This window comes from Bacillus weihaiensis, assembly GCF_001889165.1.
Taxonomy (GTDB): Bacteria; Bacillota; Bacilli; order Bacillales; family Bacillaceae; genus Metabacillus; species Metabacillus weihaiensis.
Genome location: NZ_CP016020.1, coordinates 2,768,215 through 2,784,918, shown reverse-complemented (window position 1 = coordinate 2,784,918; position 16,704 = coordinate 2,768,215). Strand labels below are relative to the sequence as shown.

17 protein-coding genes and 1 pseudogene are annotated in these 16,704 nt (G+C 37.2%); 15 read left to right on the top strand and 3 right to left on the bottom strand.

From position 1 onward, the window contains the following. Positions 1-85: 85 nt before the first annotated feature. The 6 genes from A9C19_RS13335 to A9C19_RS21795 all read left to right on the top strand — a co-directional run bounded on the left by A9C19_RS13335 (position 86) and on the right by A9C19_RS21795 (position 4,861). On the top strand, positions 86-1,381 hold the full coding sequence (locus A9C19_RS13335) for an acetylornithine deacetylase (protein WP_072580406.1): 1,296 nt from the start codon (positions 86-88) through the stop codon (positions 1,379-1,381). After that, positions 1,371-2,045, top strand: a complete 675-nt coding sequence (gene tenA, locus A9C19_RS13330; protein ID WP_072580405.1) for a thiaminase II — start codon at positions 1,371-1,373, stop codon at positions 2,043-2,045. The genes A9C19_RS13335 and tenA overlap by 11 nt, the downstream gene beginning before the upstream one ends. Then, positions 2,038-2,802: an ABC transporter ATP-binding protein gene (locus tag A9C19_RS13325; protein ID WP_072580404.1), complete on the top strand. Its 765-nt coding sequence runs from the start codon at positions 2,038-2,040 to the stop codon at positions 2,800-2,802. The genes tenA and A9C19_RS13325 overlap by 8 nt, the downstream gene beginning before the upstream one ends. Further along, entirely contained in the window at positions 2,799-3,551 is a 753-nt protein-coding gene (locus tag A9C19_RS13320; RefSeq protein ID WP_072580403.1) for an ABC transporter permease, read from the top strand. The genes A9C19_RS13325 and A9C19_RS13320 overlap by 4 nt, the downstream gene beginning before the upstream one ends. Next, complete coding sequence (locus tag A9C19_RS13315) at positions 3,542-4,555, top strand: ABC transporter substrate-binding protein (protein WP_275936439.1); 1,014 nt, start codon at positions 3,542-3,544, stop codon at positions 4,553-4,555. The genes A9C19_RS13320 and A9C19_RS13315 overlap by 10 nt, the downstream gene beginning before the upstream one ends. Positions 4,556-4,696: 141 nt before the next feature. Beyond that, positions 4,697-4,861, top strand: coding sequence for a hypothetical protein (locus tag A9C19_RS21795; RefSeq protein ID WP_158515090.1), 165 nt, complete (start codon positions 4,697-4,699; stop codon positions 4,859-4,861). Between the two features lie 133 nt (positions 4,862-4,994). Here A9C19_RS21795 and A9C19_RS13310 read toward each other — a convergent pair whose 3' ends face one another. Further along, entirely contained in the window at positions 4,995-5,753 is a 759-nt protein-coding gene (locus A9C19_RS13310; RefSeq protein ID WP_072580401.1) for a SurA N-terminal domain-containing protein, read from the bottom strand. 190 nt (positions 5,754-5,943) lie between these two features. Between A9C19_RS13310 and A9C19_RS13305 the strand changes: the two genes are divergently transcribed. The 5 genes from A9C19_RS13305 (at position 5,944) to A9C19_RS13285 (ending at position 12,087) form a co-directional block, all read left to right on the top strand. Next, complete coding sequence (locus A9C19_RS13305; protein ID WP_072580400.1) at positions 5,944-6,849, top strand: TIGR01777 family oxidoreductase; 906 nt, start codon at positions 5,944-5,946, stop codon at positions 6,847-6,849. Between the two features lie 530 nt (positions 6,850-7,379). Next, entirely contained in the window at positions 7,380-8,228 is an 849-nt protein-coding gene (proC, locus tag A9C19_RS13300; RefSeq protein ID WP_072580399.1) for a pyrroline-5-carboxylate reductase, read from the top strand. Between the two features lie 58 nt (positions 8,229-8,286). Continuing rightward, the gene (proB, locus tag A9C19_RS13295; RefSeq protein ID WP_072580398.1) at positions 8,287-9,417 is read left to right on the top strand and encodes a glutamate 5-kinase; all 1,131 of its coding nucleotides are present in this window, start codon (positions 8,287-8,289) and stop codon (positions 9,415-9,417) included. A 93-nt stretch (positions 9,418-9,510) separates the two neighbouring features. After that, entirely contained in the window at positions 9,511-10,773 is a 1,263-nt protein-coding gene (locus tag A9C19_RS13290) for a glutamate-5-semialdehyde dehydrogenase (protein ID WP_072580397.1), read from the top strand. Between the two features lie 648 nt (positions 10,774-11,421). Then, positions 11,422-12,087, top strand: a complete 666-nt coding sequence (locus A9C19_RS13285; protein ID WP_233499288.1) for a 2OG-Fe(II) oxygenase — start codon at positions 11,422-11,424, stop codon at positions 12,085-12,087. A gap of 222 nt (positions 12,088-12,309) precedes the next feature. Here A9C19_RS13285 and A9C19_RS13280 read toward each other — a convergent pair whose 3' ends face one another. Then, positions 12,310-13,392, bottom strand: coding sequence for a copper resistance D family protein (locus A9C19_RS13280; protein WP_072580396.1), 1,083 nt, complete (start codon positions 13,390-13,392; stop codon positions 12,310-12,312). Between the two features lie 3 nt (positions 13,393-13,395). Further along, on the bottom strand, positions 13,396-14,010 hold the full coding sequence (locus A9C19_RS13275) for a copper resistance CopC family protein (RefSeq protein WP_072580395.1): 615 nt from the start codon (positions 14,008-14,010) through the stop codon (positions 13,396-13,398). Between the two features lie 244 nt (positions 14,011-14,254). Between A9C19_RS13275 and A9C19_RS13270 the strand changes: the two genes are divergently transcribed. The 4 genes and pseudogenes from A9C19_RS13270 (at position 14,255) to A9C19_RS13250 (ending at position 16,697) form a co-directional block, all read left to right on the top strand. After that, positions 14,255-14,359, top strand: coding sequence for a YjcZ family sporulation protein (locus A9C19_RS13270; RefSeq protein WP_072580394.1), 105 nt, complete (start codon positions 14,255-14,257; stop codon positions 14,357-14,359). Between the two features lie 117 nt (positions 14,360-14,476). Then, positions 14,477-14,563: pseudogene (locus A9C19_RS22785) on the top strand (YjcZ family sporulation protein); the annotation flags it as partial. Positions 14,564-15,063: 500 nt separating this feature from the next. Then, entirely contained in the window at positions 15,064-15,270 is a 207-nt protein-coding gene (locus A9C19_RS13255; protein ID WP_072580391.1) for a zinc ribbon domain-containing protein, read from the top strand. A 383-nt stretch (positions 15,271-15,653) separates the two neighbouring features. Then, positions 15,654-16,697: a M42 family metallopeptidase gene (locus A9C19_RS13250; RefSeq protein WP_072580390.1), complete on the top strand. Its 1,044-nt coding sequence runs from the start codon at positions 15,654-15,656 to the stop codon at positions 16,695-16,697. The last annotated feature ends 7 nt before the right edge of the window (positions 16,698-16,704 follow it).

Here is a 16,704-nt window from a genome sequence, read left to right as displayed (position 1 = left end):
AAAAAGAAAGAGCTTCTCACTTCTTCTAGTGTGGTAAGAAGAGAGTCTCTTTCTTGATCATCAAATATTAAAGGAGGAAAAACCAATGTCTGAACGTTTAGATGACCTACTCAAGCAAGTTGATCTGCGTGAAGAAGAATTAATCAATTTAGTGAAAAAACTAATTGAATACAAAACTCCTGCGCCTCCTGCTCGGAATACAAGCCAAGCGCAACAATTTGTAGCAGATTTCCTACATGAAAAGAACTTTGAAATAGATATGTGGGATGTTTATCCGAATGACCCAAATGTAGTGGGTGTATTAAAAGGAAAATCATCTACAAAATACAAGAGCTTAATAGTAAATGGACATATCGATGTAGCGGAGGTGAGTGAAGACGAGGAGTGGGAGGTGGACCCTTTTATTCCTGTTATAAGGAATGGAGCTATAGTTGGGCGTGGTGCTGCGGATATGAAAGGTGGTTTAGCCGGAGCCTTGTTTGCTATTTTGCTTATGCACGAAGCGGGAATTGAGCTTCCAGGCGATCTGATTTTCCAATCTGTGATTGGAGAGGAGGTAGGTGAAGCAGGAACACTGGATTGCTGTAATAGAGGGTATAAGGCAGATTTTGCCGTTGTGGTAGATACTAGTGATTTACATATTCAAGGTCAAGGTGGCGTTATTACAGGGTGGGTTACTGTAAAAAGTAAGCAAACCTATCATGATGCGACAAGAAGGCAAATGATTCACTCCGGTGGAAATCTATTTGCTGCAAGTGCAATTGAAAAGATGATGAAAATAATTGCGGGCATACAGGAGCTTGAACGGCATTGGGCAATTACCAAAAGCTACCCCGGGTTTATCCCCGGAACAAACACAATAAATCCAGCTGTTATTGAAGGTGGGAGACATGCAGCTTTTGTAGCAGACGAATGTCGCCTTTGGATCACGGTTCACTATTATCCGAATGAGTCACATGAACAGATCATAAAGGAAGTTGAAGAGCATCTTTTACAAGTTGCAAATGCAGATCCTTGGTTAAGAGAGAATCCGCCGACCTTTGAATGGGGAGGCAAATCAATGATTGAAGACAGAGGAGAAATCTTTCCATCTTTAGAAGTGGATGAGAATCACTTAGCTGTCAAAAAATTAGTAGCTGCACATGAAGCAGTTTTAAAACATCAAGCTATCGTTGATGTATCACCCACTGTAACAGATGGAGGCTGGCTTGCAGAAGCAGGAATCCCGACAGCCATTTATGGACCAGGAACTCTTGAGTTTGCTCATTCTGTTAATGAACAAGTTTCAATTAAGCAGTTGTTGGATTATACAAAGGTCTTGGTAACATTTATTTATGAATGGTGTCATACAAAAAAAGGGGGAAATGAAAATGAAATTTAGTCAACGACTCTACGAAAATGTTTTACCTATTTGGGAGAAAAATCATGCGCACCCTTTTGTTCAAGGCATGGGGGATGGTAGTCTAAATCATGAAAAATTTCGATTTTATATGGTACAGGATTACTTATATTTAATTGAGTACGCAAAGGTTTTTGCACTAGGGGCGGCAAAGTCAACGGATTTAAAAACGATGGGGAAATTTGCTAGCTTGCTTCATTCCACATTAGAAGAGGAAATGTCGTTACATCGACAGTATGCCAAAAGATTTGGTGTATCCGAAGAAGAGCTTGAAGCAGCAAAACCCTCTCCAACGACATTAGCGTATACACATTATATGCTTGCCGTTAGCCAAAATGGTACGTTAGCAGAGCTTGTTGCTGCTCTTTTACCTTGCATGTGGAGTTACTGGGAGATTGGCAAGGATTTAAGTAGACGTGAAGGAGCTAGTGAGCATGAGTTTTTTGGAGAGTGGATTAGTATGTATGCTTCTAAAGAATTCGGCGAACTTGCTACGTGGTGTATCGACTTAATGGATGAACTTGCAGCAGGTAAACCAGAAGCAGAGCTTGCAAAATTAGAGGAAATCTTCCTTAATACAACACGATTTGAATATATGTTTTGGGATATGGCCTATAATGAAGCGATGTGGCCAATTGATGAATAAGTTTGCTCTAGAGTTCCAACATGTTTCCTTTACCTACACTGGAAATGAAAATTCGCTGTTAGAAAAAGTAAACTTAACTATTAATGAGGGTGAATTTGTTAGTATTATTGGTCCAAGTGGATCTGGAAAAAGTACATTATTTAAACTAATTACAGGCTTAGAGCAGCCAACAGAAGGAGACATTTTCATCAATGAAGTGTTAGCAGCAAATCGTCTTGGGCAAGTAGGCTATATGCCACAGCAAGATTTACTTTTGCCTTGGAGAACAATTCTTGAAAACGCTACCCTGCCCTTAGAAATTAAAGGAGTGAAAAAGCGTGAAGCCTCTACTCAAGTTTTACCATTGCTTGAGGAATTTGGCTTAAAGGGTGTGGAAAACAAATACCCTAGTGAATTATCTGGCGGGATGAAACAGAGAGTTTCTTTTTTACGCACCATTGTAAATGGAACTCCGCTTTTACTCTTAGACGAACCTTTCAGTGCCTTAGATGCTATTACAAAGTTATCCATGCAGGAATGGCTGTTAGCTCAATGGCAAAAACGGAAAAAAACAATTCTATTTATCACTCATGATGTCAATGAAGCGTTGTTTTTATCCGATCGGCTTTTTATTATTACAGAAACTCCGGTCAAACAGTTGAAGGAAGTTAAGGTCCCGTTAAAGAGACCAAGAACCTTAAAAGACTTAAATCAGCCAGAGGTGATTTCAGTAAAAGAAAAGCTGTTAGAAGAATTGCGAGCGAGGGTGAAGGCATGATTTTCATAAAGAAGTATGGTGCATCCGCATCGCTCGTTCTGTTGTTCATCATAGCTTGGGAGCTTGGTGCACGAATAGTCAATTTAGGGTTTATTTTACCAACACCTACAGATGTTTTACGAAAACTGTGGGAGCTGAAAGAACCACTCTTTCTCGAACATTTACCGGCAACACTCTTAATCATTGGTATTGGTTTGATGTTGTCAATTGTATGTGGAGTGGGGTTAGCTGTATGGATGAGTGTGAATAGGACGGTAGAAAAAACGTTTTATCCACTAATGATTTCATCACAAACAATTCCGATTATTGCTTTGGCGCCGATTTTTGTGCTTTGGTTCGGATATTCAATATGGAGCAAAGTAGTGGTAACCGTTTTAATTACTTTTTTTCCAATTACAGTCAACACCTATGACGGATTAAAAGCAACGAGTAAGGAATATAGAGAACTATTGTTAACGATGGGAGCTAGTAAGAAGGATTTGTTTTTTAAGCTTCAGGTACCAGGTAGCGCGCCTCATTTTTTCTCTGGTCTAAAGGTTGCGGTTACGATGAGTGTAATTGGTGCAGCAATAGGAGAATGGATAGGTGCTCAAGCAGGCTTAGGCTATTTCAGTAGAAGAATGATGACTCAGTTTGATGGGGCAGGTGTATTCGCTCCAATAATAATCCTATCAGCTGTAGGTATTTTGCTTTTTGTAAGTGTTAGTTTACTAGAAAAAAGAACATTAAAATGGAGGAAATCAGAATGAAAAAAAGAATGGTCATTTTGTTAAGTCTTGTACTAGGGTTGCTAAGTGCATGCTCGAATGGAGAAAGCACAAGTGGTACGGAGGAAGGAAAAAAAGAAGTTAAGGATATAAGTGTTATGCTAGACTGGTATCCAAATGCTGTGCATAGTTATTTGTATGTAGCACAAGAAAAAGGCTATTTCGAGGAAGAGGGCCTTAATGTGAACCTTCAATTTCCAGCAAACCCAACGGACCCTATTAATCTAGCTGCTGCAGGGAAAGTAACAGTAGGGATATCCTATCAACCAGATGTCATCATGGCAAGGGCAAATCAAGATGTGAACATCAAATCAGTTGGTGCAATTGTTCGTTCTCCGTTAAATCGAATCATCTTTATGGAAGACAGTGATATTCAATCACCGAAGGACTTAGAAGGGAAAACAGTTGGCTACCCTGGTATTCCTTTAAATGAATCTCTTATTCAATCAATGGTGAAAGAAGATGGTGGAGATCCAGAAAAAGTGAAAATGGTTGATGTAGGATTTGAATTAGGCTCATCTATTGTGAGTGAGAAAGTAGATGCTGTTATTGGTGCATACATTAATCATGAAGTACCTGTTCTAAAGCATGAAGGACATGAAACGAGAAACATTAATCCAACTGAACATGGGATCCCTAGCTATTATGAGCTTGTAGCTGTTACAAGTGATCAAACATGGGAGAAAGAAAAGGAAAGTATCGAAGCCTTTTGGCGTGCAGCAACTAAAGGGTATGAATTCACAGCAGAGAATCCAGAAGAGGCATTATCCATTTTATTAAGTAATCAAGATGAAGCAAACTTCCCATTGGTTGAGGATGTAGAAGTTCAAAGCTTAGATATATTATTACCGCTCATGGAATCTGAAGGTGGATTTGGTAGTCAAGATCAAGCACAGTGGGAAGAAACAATAAGCTGGATGAAAAATGCTGGTTTAATAGAAAAAGAGCCTGCTGTAGAAGATATTTTTGTTAATATTGTAGAATAGAAATGGAACGTGCTTCTTAGTGAGGAGCACGTTTTTTATGCCTTATAAAATAGTAGTGAGTATGAAATACTCTTTAACTTAATTGTCTAACTAGTATAATAGAATGAAGACTTTAGTAAAGGGTAAGGAGACGCTTTCGTCATGAATCGTAAATTTAAAAGATTTCTTATCTATTTTATTCTTTTTTTCTCTCTTAATCTTGGTGTGAATTTGCTTTTTAAATCTAGTATAGAGCTTCTAACAGCCTTTTCTGTTGCTTTAGGGTTTTCGGCTGGTATGGCACTTGTGTATAAAGAGGACAATTAAAAAGAAAGAGGCTGGGACAGAAGGGCCTAGTACCTTAACCGTAGCAGCTATATGTATGCACACAGTATGTAGTGCACATCATAGTTTGTAACGGAGGGTGCCTGGCTCTTTGTTTTGTCACAGCCTCTAACTATTATATTTTTAATTCGATCTCAGATTCTTTTTTTAGCTCAGCAATTCTTGTGCTAATTTGTTTTTGTTCCTTTTGTTGTTGAAGATTATTTTTCAATGTATCTTTTACATCTTCATATTTAGGTGTTTCTTCAGATTCTCCATTTGCTTCTACTAGGGAATCATAGAATTTTTTTACTTCTTCATCTGTTACATCTTCAACATTAATATCATGATCAAGATATTGTGTGATTTTAACATTATCCTCAATTTGAGCCTTTAAATCGTCGATGGTAAGATTACTCTCTTTTAATGCAGCTTCAAATGCTTCATCATTTTCAAAGCCGGCTTTTTGAGTTTCAAGCTGCTCGTTTATTTCCTCTTCAGTCGCTTCATAGCCTTTTTTCTCAACCTCTTGCATGATTAGTGCTTGTCCTACAATAAAGTCTAATGTGCTTTCTTTTATTTGCTTAGTCATTTCATCTGTGGTGACATCTTGGCCTTGTCCAAGTGCATTTGATTGAAAGAGGGCAAGCGTATTATTATATTCTCCCCCTTTAATTTCTTTTCCATTGACAACTGCAACAACAAGATCCTCTTCAACTTTTTGTTCTTCTAGCTTTTTTTGCACTTCCTCTGGATCAACGGCTTCTTCTTCTGATGCTGTATCAGATTGCGCTGTCTCTTCAGATGTTTCTTTTTCTTTTTCTTCATCATTATTACAGGCAGCAAGAGTTAGTGCAAAAAGCGCCATTAATAACGTAGCCATTAATTTCTTCATATGTGTTTCTCCTTTCAAGATAAACCATTGGTAGTATGTAAGCGTTCATAATTGGAATTGTATAACAATTACGTACGGATTAAAAGGCAATCATACTAGAAAGTGTGAAATAAATCAAATCTCCTAGTGAGAAGAGAAATACTGTCTGTTAAAATAAGGATAATAGTCTTTATTTGAAGGTGGAGTTTCAATGAAAAAAATTATTCTAGCAGGTGGCTCTGGTTTTTTAGGGGGAAAGCTAGCAGCATACTTACTTAAGAGAAACTATGAGGTGACAATATTAACTAGAGGAAAAGGACGCAAAGAAAATCAGATTACCTATATTCATTGGGATGGTGAGACAATGAATGATTGGGTGAGTGAAATTGATGGTAGTGATGCGGTGATAAACTTTACTGGCAAAAGTGTTAATTGTATTTATACGAAAAAGAATAAACAAGCACTAATTGAATCAAGGATACATTCTGTTAAGGTTCTACAAGAGGCTATTTTGAGTTGTAAAAATCCTCCTCAAGCTTTTGTTCAAGCAGGGTCACTCGCAATTTATGGAAATACGAAGCAAGTATGTGAGGAAACATCAGAACATGGTGAAGGCTTTTCAGTAGAGATTTGTGAAAAATGGGAGGAACAATTCTTTCGTGTAGAACTACCTGAGACCAGAAAAGTACTTTATCGGATTGGATTTGTTCTTGGGAAAGGTGGAGGAGCTCTTGATCCACTCAAGAAACTCGTTTCGCTGAATTTAGGAGGCACTGTTGGATCCGGCACACAATATATTAGCTGGTTACATATTGATGACTGCAATGAGATGTTCGTAAAGGCAATTGAGGAAAAAACATATGAAGGGATTTTTAACGCGACAAGTCCAACACCTGTCACTAATAAGGAGTTTATGAAGTCACTTAGAAAAGTGATGGGTAAAGGATGGAGTCCGCCTGCACCAGCACCGCTTGTTTGGTTAGGAGCCTATACGGTGATGAGAACGGAACCTAGCTTAGCTTTAACAGGGAGAAATTGTATACCTAAAAGGCTTCTTGATCAACACTTCTCCTTTCAATATGTAGAGCTTGAACACGCTTTGAAGGATACGGTTTAAAAGTACTCGTGCCTCTTTAACTATGTTTATAATCGTTAAATGTAAGACATTCTATAAGAAGCTTGAGGGTTCTCATTCCCTCAAGCTTCTTTTAGTGATCCGACCTGTTTAGCGGCATCTAATGTCAATTTAGCTGCTTAACATGATATCCAACTTTATTGGCACTTGATGAGGAAGTTAGATCTTATTAATTTAAGGGGAGAGAACGCGATATTTCAGGGTTTTTGTCGAATGTGAACGTGCGCATCATCTCACTAAAAATAGTGTAACAAAGTAAGATTAGGTGAATATCATAAAGATTTAGAAAAATGAATGAAATGAAACTTCCAAATAAGAGTCTGAGACGCGTTTATTGCTTCTGAGACGCTTTTTGAAGGAAATAGATATAAATGGTAACGCTTACACTAACTAATTGGCACATATCCTCACAACCTCTCTCTTTCACCTTGAATTAAAAAATCATCGTGTTAGTATGAAATACGTAAGTGAAAAAATACGAACACAAATACGAACGATATTGGAGAGATGAGATGCTACACGATAAGACAATTGCCTTTTTAGGAGCAGGCTCTATGGCAGAAGCAATGATTTCAGGGTTAGTAAAATCTGAAAAAATTCCAGCACATAAAATTATTGCTACGAACAGATCAAATCAAGAACGACTATCTGCACTAGAAGCAAAGTATGGAATTAAAGGTATCAAACTAGACAGCCTACAGTTTGATCAAATAGATGTGTTTATTTTAGCAATGAAGCCAAAAGATGTCGATATAGCATTAGATAACTTAAAACTTCATATCAACTCTAATCAACTCATATTATCTGTCTTAGCAGGTATCACAACAACATATCTTGAACAAAACCTTCATAATGGCCAACAAGTAGTAAGAGTCATGCCTAATACATCAAGTACAATCGGTGAATCGGCTACTGCAATATCCCCAGGTCATGAAACATCAGATGAACAACTTATTTTTACACAAGAATTACTAGGGTGTATTGGTGAAGTATACACAATTGAAGAAAAGGACATGGACATTTTTACAGGTCTTGCAGGAAGTGGGCCAGCATATTTTTATTATTTAATGGAGCACATGGAAAAAGAAGGGGCAAAAGCAGGTTTTGACATAGAAACTACACGCCAAATTATTGCTCAGACTATTGTAGGTGCAGCAAAAATGATTCAGGAAAATGATGTAACGCCAACTGTTTTACGTGAAAATGTTACGTCACCTAATGGTACAACGGCAGCTGGATTACATGCGCTAGATGAAAATGGCGGTGGGAAGGCAATTTCTAAAGCTGTGGAGCATGCAGCACAACGCTCTAAGGAAATTAGCGAACAAATCCAAGAAAGCTTATTAGTAAGCTCTAAATAAATGATAAGACGAAGCTTAGAAGATTCAGAGAGATAATAATAAACTCAGGAGTGATAGAATGACGGCCCTAGATCATCAGAAAAAACGGGTTGTAATTAAGGTAGGAAGCAGTTCTTTAACAAGTAGACATGGAGAAATTAGTCGTCGTAAATTAGAAAAATTAGCAGATGAAATTGCGATGTTAAAGGATGAAGGACACGAAATAGTATTTGTATCATCAGGTGCCGTAGCCGCAGGCTACAGAAAGTTAGGGTGTATTGAACGACCGACTTCTTTACCTGAAAAGCAGGCAGCAGCATCAATAGGGCAAGGTCTTTTAATTGAAGCATACTCTGAAATTTTTCTATCACATGGCTATGTTGCATCACAAATTCTCATTACTCGTAGTGATTTTTCAGATGAAAACCGCTATAACAATGTGCGAAATACGCTAAATGTGTTACTAGAGAGAGGTATTATTCCAATTGTTAATGAAAATGACACAGTGACAGTAGATCGCTTAAAGTTTGGTGATAATGATACTTTATCAGCGAAAGTTGCTGGATTAGTTGAAGCGGATCAGCTCATTATCCTCTCTGATATTGATGGACTATATGATTCAGATCCTCGTAAAAATGAAGAGGCAAAATTGCTTGAAAAAGTGTATGAAATCACACCTGAAATTGAAGAGGGTGCAGGAGGATCTGGTAGTAGCGTAGGTACTGGTGGGATGAAGTCGAAAATTGATGCAGTGAAGATTGCGATGGCATCCGGGATTTCAACGTTCCTTGGAAAAGCGACAATAACAAATATTTTAGGTGATGCTGTTAATGGTGATGCACGAGGCACTTATTTTGAAGTAACGAATGAAACGATTAATTTAAACCAGAAAAAGCAGTGGATTGCATTCCATTCTGGTCCAGAGGGTGAATTAGTCATTAATCAGCATGTGAAAATGTCCATAGCCGACCATAAGCATAGTATTTATTCTTCAGATATTGATCAGGTAAATGGACAATTTGAGAAGGGTGCAGTCATTCGAATTCTTGATCATGAAGGGGAACGGATTGGTTTAGGTGTTGTGAATTACTCTAACGAAGACCTAGAAATGATGAGAGAAAATGTAGGGATGAATGATAAAAGGCAAGAAGTTGTCCACTTTGATGATCTTGTCTGTGAGCTGGAACTTTCTTTACCAGTTGGGGTTTAATCAAAAAATCTTATAGCGGTGAGTGTTGATAGCTCACCGCGTTCGTTACGTTGAAACGAGCTAATTGATATAACTAAATTTGGGAGGAATTGCATGTCAGTCTTAAAAGAACAAACAAATGTAGAAGCACAAGCAATTGAAGCAAAGAAAGCAGCGAAAAAATTGGGTTTACTCTCAACAGAGGAAAAAAACGAAGCCTTGCATGTCATAGCAGATTCGTTAGAACAGAACTTTCAATACATTTTAGATGAAAACGAAAAAGATCTTCAAAATGGCCGAGAACAGGGTTATGAAGAAGCTTTTATGGATCGTTTAGCTTTATCAAAGGCAAGAATTGCAGACTTTGCAGAAGGACTTCGCCAGGTTGCTGTATTAGAAGATCCGACAGGAAATACGGTATCAAGCTGGACACTTGATAATGGATTATTAGTCGAGAAGGTAACGGTTCCTTTAGGTGTCATTGGAATGATATATGAGGCACGACCAAATGTAACAGTTGATGCTACGGGATTAGCACTTAAATCAGGTAACGCAATTGTATTAAAGGGCGGATCATCTGCTTTATCATCAAATAAAGCCATCGTTAGCGTCATGCACGATGCGTTAAAGGCTACAAAGATTCCTCAAGAGGCTGTTCAGTTTATTGCGAGTACGGATCGTGAAGCAACGAAACAGCTATTTACAATGAAGGAACATATTGATGTCCTCATTCCTAGAGGCGGAGGATCTTTAATTAATGCAGTCGTGAATAATGCGACAGTTCCAGTCCTAGAAACAGGAGTAGGGAATTGTCATTTATACATTGATGTTGAAGCAGATGTTGAAAAAGCACTTACTATTTTAGTTAATGCAAAAACGGACCGCCCTGCCGTATGTAATTCATTAGAAACAGCTATTATTCATAAAGAGTGGTTAGAAAAGAATGCTGAGCAATTAATTCAAACATTACGTGATCACACTATTACTGTTCATGGTGACGAAACGGCACTAAGTTTTATTCCGAATGCTACTCTTGCTAATGAGGAAGATTGGGCAAATGAATATTTAAGCTTGGACTTAGCTGTGAAAACGGTCAAAAACGTAGAAGAAGCGATTGAACATATTGATCAATACGGTACAAAGCACTCTGAAGCGATCGTAACAGAGAATAAGACAACAGCAAAGCAGTTTATGAACTTAGTAGACGCCTCTGCTCTGTATCACAATGCCTCAACACGCTTTACAGATGGTGGAGCGTTAGGGTTTGGTGCAGAGATAGGGATCTCTACTCAAAAATTACATGCAAGAGGACCAATGGGGTTACCTGCACTCACTACAGTGAAATTCCTTATGAGTGGAAACGGTCAAGTACGTTAAGTGAAGAAAAGGCTGGGACTTTGTTTGGTTCCAGCCTCTTCTTATATACTTGAATCAGTTTCATACATGCTTGTTTTAAAGAAAGATAACTGATTTAACATGGAGTGGATACAATCCTCCAAAAATCGCAATCAAGTCGGAATACGATATTGTTCTTTAATCTTTATACTAGGTCGTTCATAAATGGAATCTGTTCAATCATTCTAGCAGCCAAGGAGTTAATTATAGTAGTAAGTTTGTGCACAATTACAAACATCCTATTCAATATCAAATGGATTTTATGCTAGTTACATTCATCAAATTTAGTGAAGTAACTTCAAAAGAACGAATTAGAATAACTTCTAGCATACATATTCACTATTAGGTGTTTGACCCTCGTCTTATCATCCCCACACGTTCATCTATCCTTTGACACGCAAATCATTTGCGCAAAATAAATAGATGACTAGGTGAAATAATAGTAGTATTCTAGGGACCCAGGGTGTAAAATAATAAAAATGATCTTAGCAGATTATTTTTATACCCTAATTCTTCTATGGGAGAAAGAATCTCATATCTTTTTTCTAGTAACCCCCCACACTTTTGAACGTTTCTATTACTATACTTTTTTAAAAAATTTAATAATCAAGAGGTTGATGAAAGTTGACAATGGATGTTAATGAATTAATGATGGCACAGGAAAACATGAAGGAGCCATCTCTTTTTGATCATATTGGTAATAAGATTATGACGCATGATCGAGAAATTAAGATTATTGCTAAAATAGAAGAACCGCGTATCGTCATCTTAGGCAATGTCTTAAGTAATGAAGAGTGTGATGAATTAATAGCGATTTCAAAGGATCGTATGAAACGTTCGAAAATTGGTAGTAAACGAGAAGAAGATACATTAAGAACGAGCAGTAGTTTGTTTTTAGAAGAAGGGGAAACAGATGTTGTGACACGTGTTGAGAGACGTGTTGCACAAGTAATGAATATTCCGTATGAGCATGGAGAAGGGCTACAAATATTAAATTATCAAATTGGTCAAGAATATAAAGCACATTTTGATTTCTTTGCTTCTTCAAGTAAACCAGTGAGTAACCCAAGAATAAGTACGATGGTGATGTATTTGAATGATGTGGAGGAAGGTGGGGAAACATATTTTCCTAAACTGAATTTTTCAGTTTCTCCTCATAAAGGCATGGCTGTGTATTTTGAATATTTTTATGACAATCAAGAATTGAATGACTTAACGTTACATGGGGGCGGTCCAGTAATCAACGGTGATAAATGGGCAGCAACTCAGTGGATGAGAAGAAAAAGTGTAAAATAACGCATAAACAGAGGACCTACCCCAAATGTCGAAATAAAAAAGCAAGCAAGTGGAGTGGAATTCAACCAGACCGGACACTCGATAGAGCCAAAAGTAAGAGGTATCTAAATTCTGTCAATCTGTGTTTATTTAACATAAGCATGTATGAATTTGATTCAGATTAGAAAATTAGAATGATAAAATAAAAAATGAGAGACAGATCATCTGTTTCTCATTTTTTTGTTATTGAATACCAATTGAAAACATTAATCCAATATAGGTTGCAAGGATAAAGGCTAATCCAAATCCAAGTGCAAGATAAGGGTTGGCTTTTTTATAAAAGCTCATGATGATCATTGATAGAAAAAGAATACCAATTATGAACAATAAGATTCCTTCAAAGCTAGCAACTAGTTGAACATGGAAGGGTGCTTCAATCTTCTGTCCAATAAGTCCTTCAATCCAAAAAGCGGGTCCTTCTTGTAAAAGTGTTGTGTTCACTTGATGTGGTGGAGGAAGTGTTCCTAATATACCGGTAATGAAAAAGACAATCATGAGAATCACTGTTTCAGCTTGAACCCATTTAAGTGGATTAAAGTCACTAGAAAGCTTTGTTTTCTTTACTAAAAATCCATTAATAAAAGCAAAGGCCAAAATCGGGACGATACTTATATGTTTTAGTAACAATACCTGTCCATAGGTTAAGACCCAGCTATCAAAATAATCTGCTGGTTCCATGACAAATAACATGAGCAGTACACCTGTTACGATTGTGATGATGACTAAACATATACTTAATGGGGTAAACCATTTTAAAAATCCGTACCAATTCGTTGTTTCTTTCCCAATCCAAACAACATGGAGAAGAACTCCGACCCATATCGTAACAACTAAAAAGTGGATCGAGTGAGAGAATAAGCCCGACCACAAGTTGAGTGAGGAGGCATGGCTTGAATAGCCAACTGCTAAAATCATGATTAGTAAGAAGGTGGCTTGTACATATTTTGATCCGTTGACATAGATAGTCATCCAAAGTAAAATGGCAAAAAAACTACCATATAGCCATGCAATACCAATTTGAAATTCCGTCAAGATGGAATAGGCAGTTAAGCTGAAAACTCCATCTGTAGCAAAGAACGTAATAACTTGGATGACCGGTAAAAACGTGAGAATAATGATCGCCAAAATAGATAACAAAAGACTTCTTTTTGAAACATTTATGCTTGGCTTGTTCGTTTGAGGAACAAATTGTAAGACAACATATCCAACTAAATAAGCGTAAAGCATGTATGAGACATATTGACTAAGTGGAATGAATGGATCCATTGTTTACCTCTTTTTACGAAATAGAAAAATCATTCCTGCACCTAAAAGTAAAATGAGGAAAATGATGATTAAGATGGATGTATTGCCATTTTCTTGAGTCGTTTCATTTTCTATTTCTGTTTCATTAGATTCATTGTTTAAATCAGGTTGCTCAGTTTGTGCTTCTTCTTCGTTTGTTGTTTCTGATTCATCTGTTTGAACTTCGTCTTGCTCTGTGTCAAGCTCTGCGTTTTCTTCTGAGGCTGAATCAGGTGCTTCTTCTTCCACCTCTTTAGGTAGACTAACAGTAAATGGGATATCTCCTGTTATGATATGCCCATCCTTTGCAGCAATTTTCCAAACAAGTGTATACTCTCCATTTTCTAATGGGGTATTTAGTTGACCAAGAATTTTCTTATCTTCAACAACAATGTTTTCAAATTTAATTTCACCTGAATTGCTTTCAATACTCATCGTGCTTTGTTTTTCAATTTCAGCTGCAAACTCAACTACATACTCTGCAAGTGGAGTAGTCACCACTTCATCAGTTCCCGGAGTTGAGCTTGAAATGGTTGTATGTGCATGGGCAACAAAAGGAGCCAAGCAAATCATACACAGCATTACAAAAAGCTTTTTCATATATACTCATCCTTTATCCAATAATCTTTTCACTATAACCCCCTTCATTGTACCATCATTCCAATCAGAATAAAGCAAACCGAATCTTACAAAATATTGAACGAAAATTATTCAACAAAAACCCGGTGGTGACAGGTACCAAGAAAGGCACCAAAAAAAATTTTCCCTCTTCTGTACATTCGCCTATACGGACAAGTCCCTAGTTTCATATTGTGTTAGTACAACGAAAGGGAGGTGTTGTTTGATGAGTGGTGCAACTCCAGGGTATGGCTACGGTGGTGGCTTTGCGTTAATCGTTGTTTTATTCATCCTACTAATTATTGTAGGTTCTGCTTTCGTTGGTTACTAAACTCACTAAATAGTGTGGATTAAAATATTGAAGGAGGAATTTCTAATGGGTTACGGATACGGTGGATATGGTTACGGTGGTCAATGTGGAGGATATGGTTACGGTGGTGGCTATGGCGGAGGCTATGGTGCAGGTAAAGGATTCGCGTTAATTGTTGTATTGTTCATTCTTTTAATTATCGTTGGAGCTGCTTATTTAGGATAACTAACCTAAATCAAAACACCCTAAAGTCTACTTTAGGGTGTTTTTTACATAGTAATGGAATGATGTATCACGTTTCTTTTTGGAGACAAGAAAGATGGTAAGGAGAGAAACGACGAGTACAAAACTAGGAAGAAGAATCTGACTCACAAAAGCTGCTTTGAAAAATTCGGAAGTGAATAACATTGCGCCAATTAAACCATAGTAAAAAACGGCCAATTTTGTGCTCTGTCCAAATCCAAATGGTTTTACTAGGAAAGAAAACTTCTCATGATTAATAGCAATGAGAAATGAGCATAAAAGCAACAAAGCTCCTATAACAGGCAAATTCAACTGAGACAACCTCCAAATTAGTCTGAATTATTTTCCAATATATCACATATGGTTGTAAAACGCTATGTGTATTGTCAAATCATCTTCTTTTTCCACGAAGGTCAACCATATGAAACTTTTTAGTCTTTTTAATCGTATTAAAGATAAGTTGTAAGGAAGGGGCGTAAAAAATGAGTGGAAAAGGCTGTATAAAATGTGGTAGTCAGAATGCAGGGAAAAAGGAAGTCGCCATGACGGGGACGGGCCTTTCGAAAATGTTGGACGTTCAAAATAATCAGTTCGTTGTAGTCTATTGTCAAAATTGTGGCTACTCGGAGTTTTACAACAAAAAGGCATCAAATGCTTCAAACATTTTTGACTTTTTCTTTGGTGGGTAACTAATTATAGATTAAATAATAAGCCGTACTCGGTTAAAGTGTCTTTTTTTAGAGTCGTGTCACCTTATGTTATTCTTAATAAGGTATATACTATGATGCCAAAACACAGCCTATTATTGAGGAGAACTGTGGCACTTGCTCTCATATAAAATTATATGTTAATGATTCATGTTCATTATTGCACTTTGTTGATTGGAGTGGAAGTGAGGGTTTAAAACCAATACGTGAGAAGCGTGTCAAAGACTCCTACAGACAGCTTATGAGTAACGTCCAGTACTGCCCGCGGAAAGTGAATGACTGTAACGTCACTCAATATGTTCGTTTTTATTTTTTATTACATACGCTAAAATAAAGAAGACATTCGATAAATAAAGGAGACCAGCATGAAACCTACAATTGATCAAACCATGCAGTTAATAAAAGAGCTAGTTGAAATTCCAAGTCCTTCAGGTAACACACAAACAATTATTTCTTATGTGGAAACATATTTAAAGCCTACTCAGGTAAATATGAGACGTAACAAGAAAGGTGGTTTAATAGTTACGATTCCAGGTGCAAATCAAGAGCAACATCGAATGCTTACTGCCCATGTTGATACGTTAGGGGCTATTGTAAAGGAAATTAAACCAAGTGGAAGATTAATGATTGATTTAATTGGAGGTTTTCAATTTAACTCAATTGAAGGCGAATATTGTCAAATTGAAACATCAGAAGGGAAAACATATACAGGAACCATATTAATGCATGAAACCTCTGTACACGTATATAAAGAAGCTGGAAAGCTCGAGCGTAATCAAAAACATATGGAAGTTCGAATAGATGAAGTTGTACATAATGAAGAAGATGTACGAAAGCTTGGAATTGAGGTTGGGGACTTTATTTCCTTTCAGCCACGGGCTGAAATCACCCCAAGTGGATTTATTAAATCTAGACATCTTGATGACAAAGCGAGTGTGGCACTCCTGCTCGATCTTATAAAAACAATTACACAAGAAAAGATTGAGCTTCCCTACACAACGCATTTTCTAATCTCTAATAATGAAGAGATTGGATATGGTGGGAATTCCAACATTCCAGAACAAACGGTTGAGTATTTAGCCGTTGACATGGGAGCTATTGGAGATGGACAAGCAACAGATGAATTTACCGTGTCAATTTGTGCAAAGGATTCTAGTGGTCCTTATCATTATGGACTAAGAAAAAAATTAGTTGAACTTGCAAAAGTAAATCATATTAAATACAAAGTCGATATTTATCCTTATTATGGATCAGATGCATCAGCAGCCATTCGCTCTGGGCATGATCTTGTACATGGTCTAATTGGTCCTGGAATTGATGCTTCACATGCCTTTGAACGTACACATCGTTCTTCATTAGAGCATACGGCACAATTGCTTTATCACTATGTTTTATCAGACATGTGCTAGTAGTAAG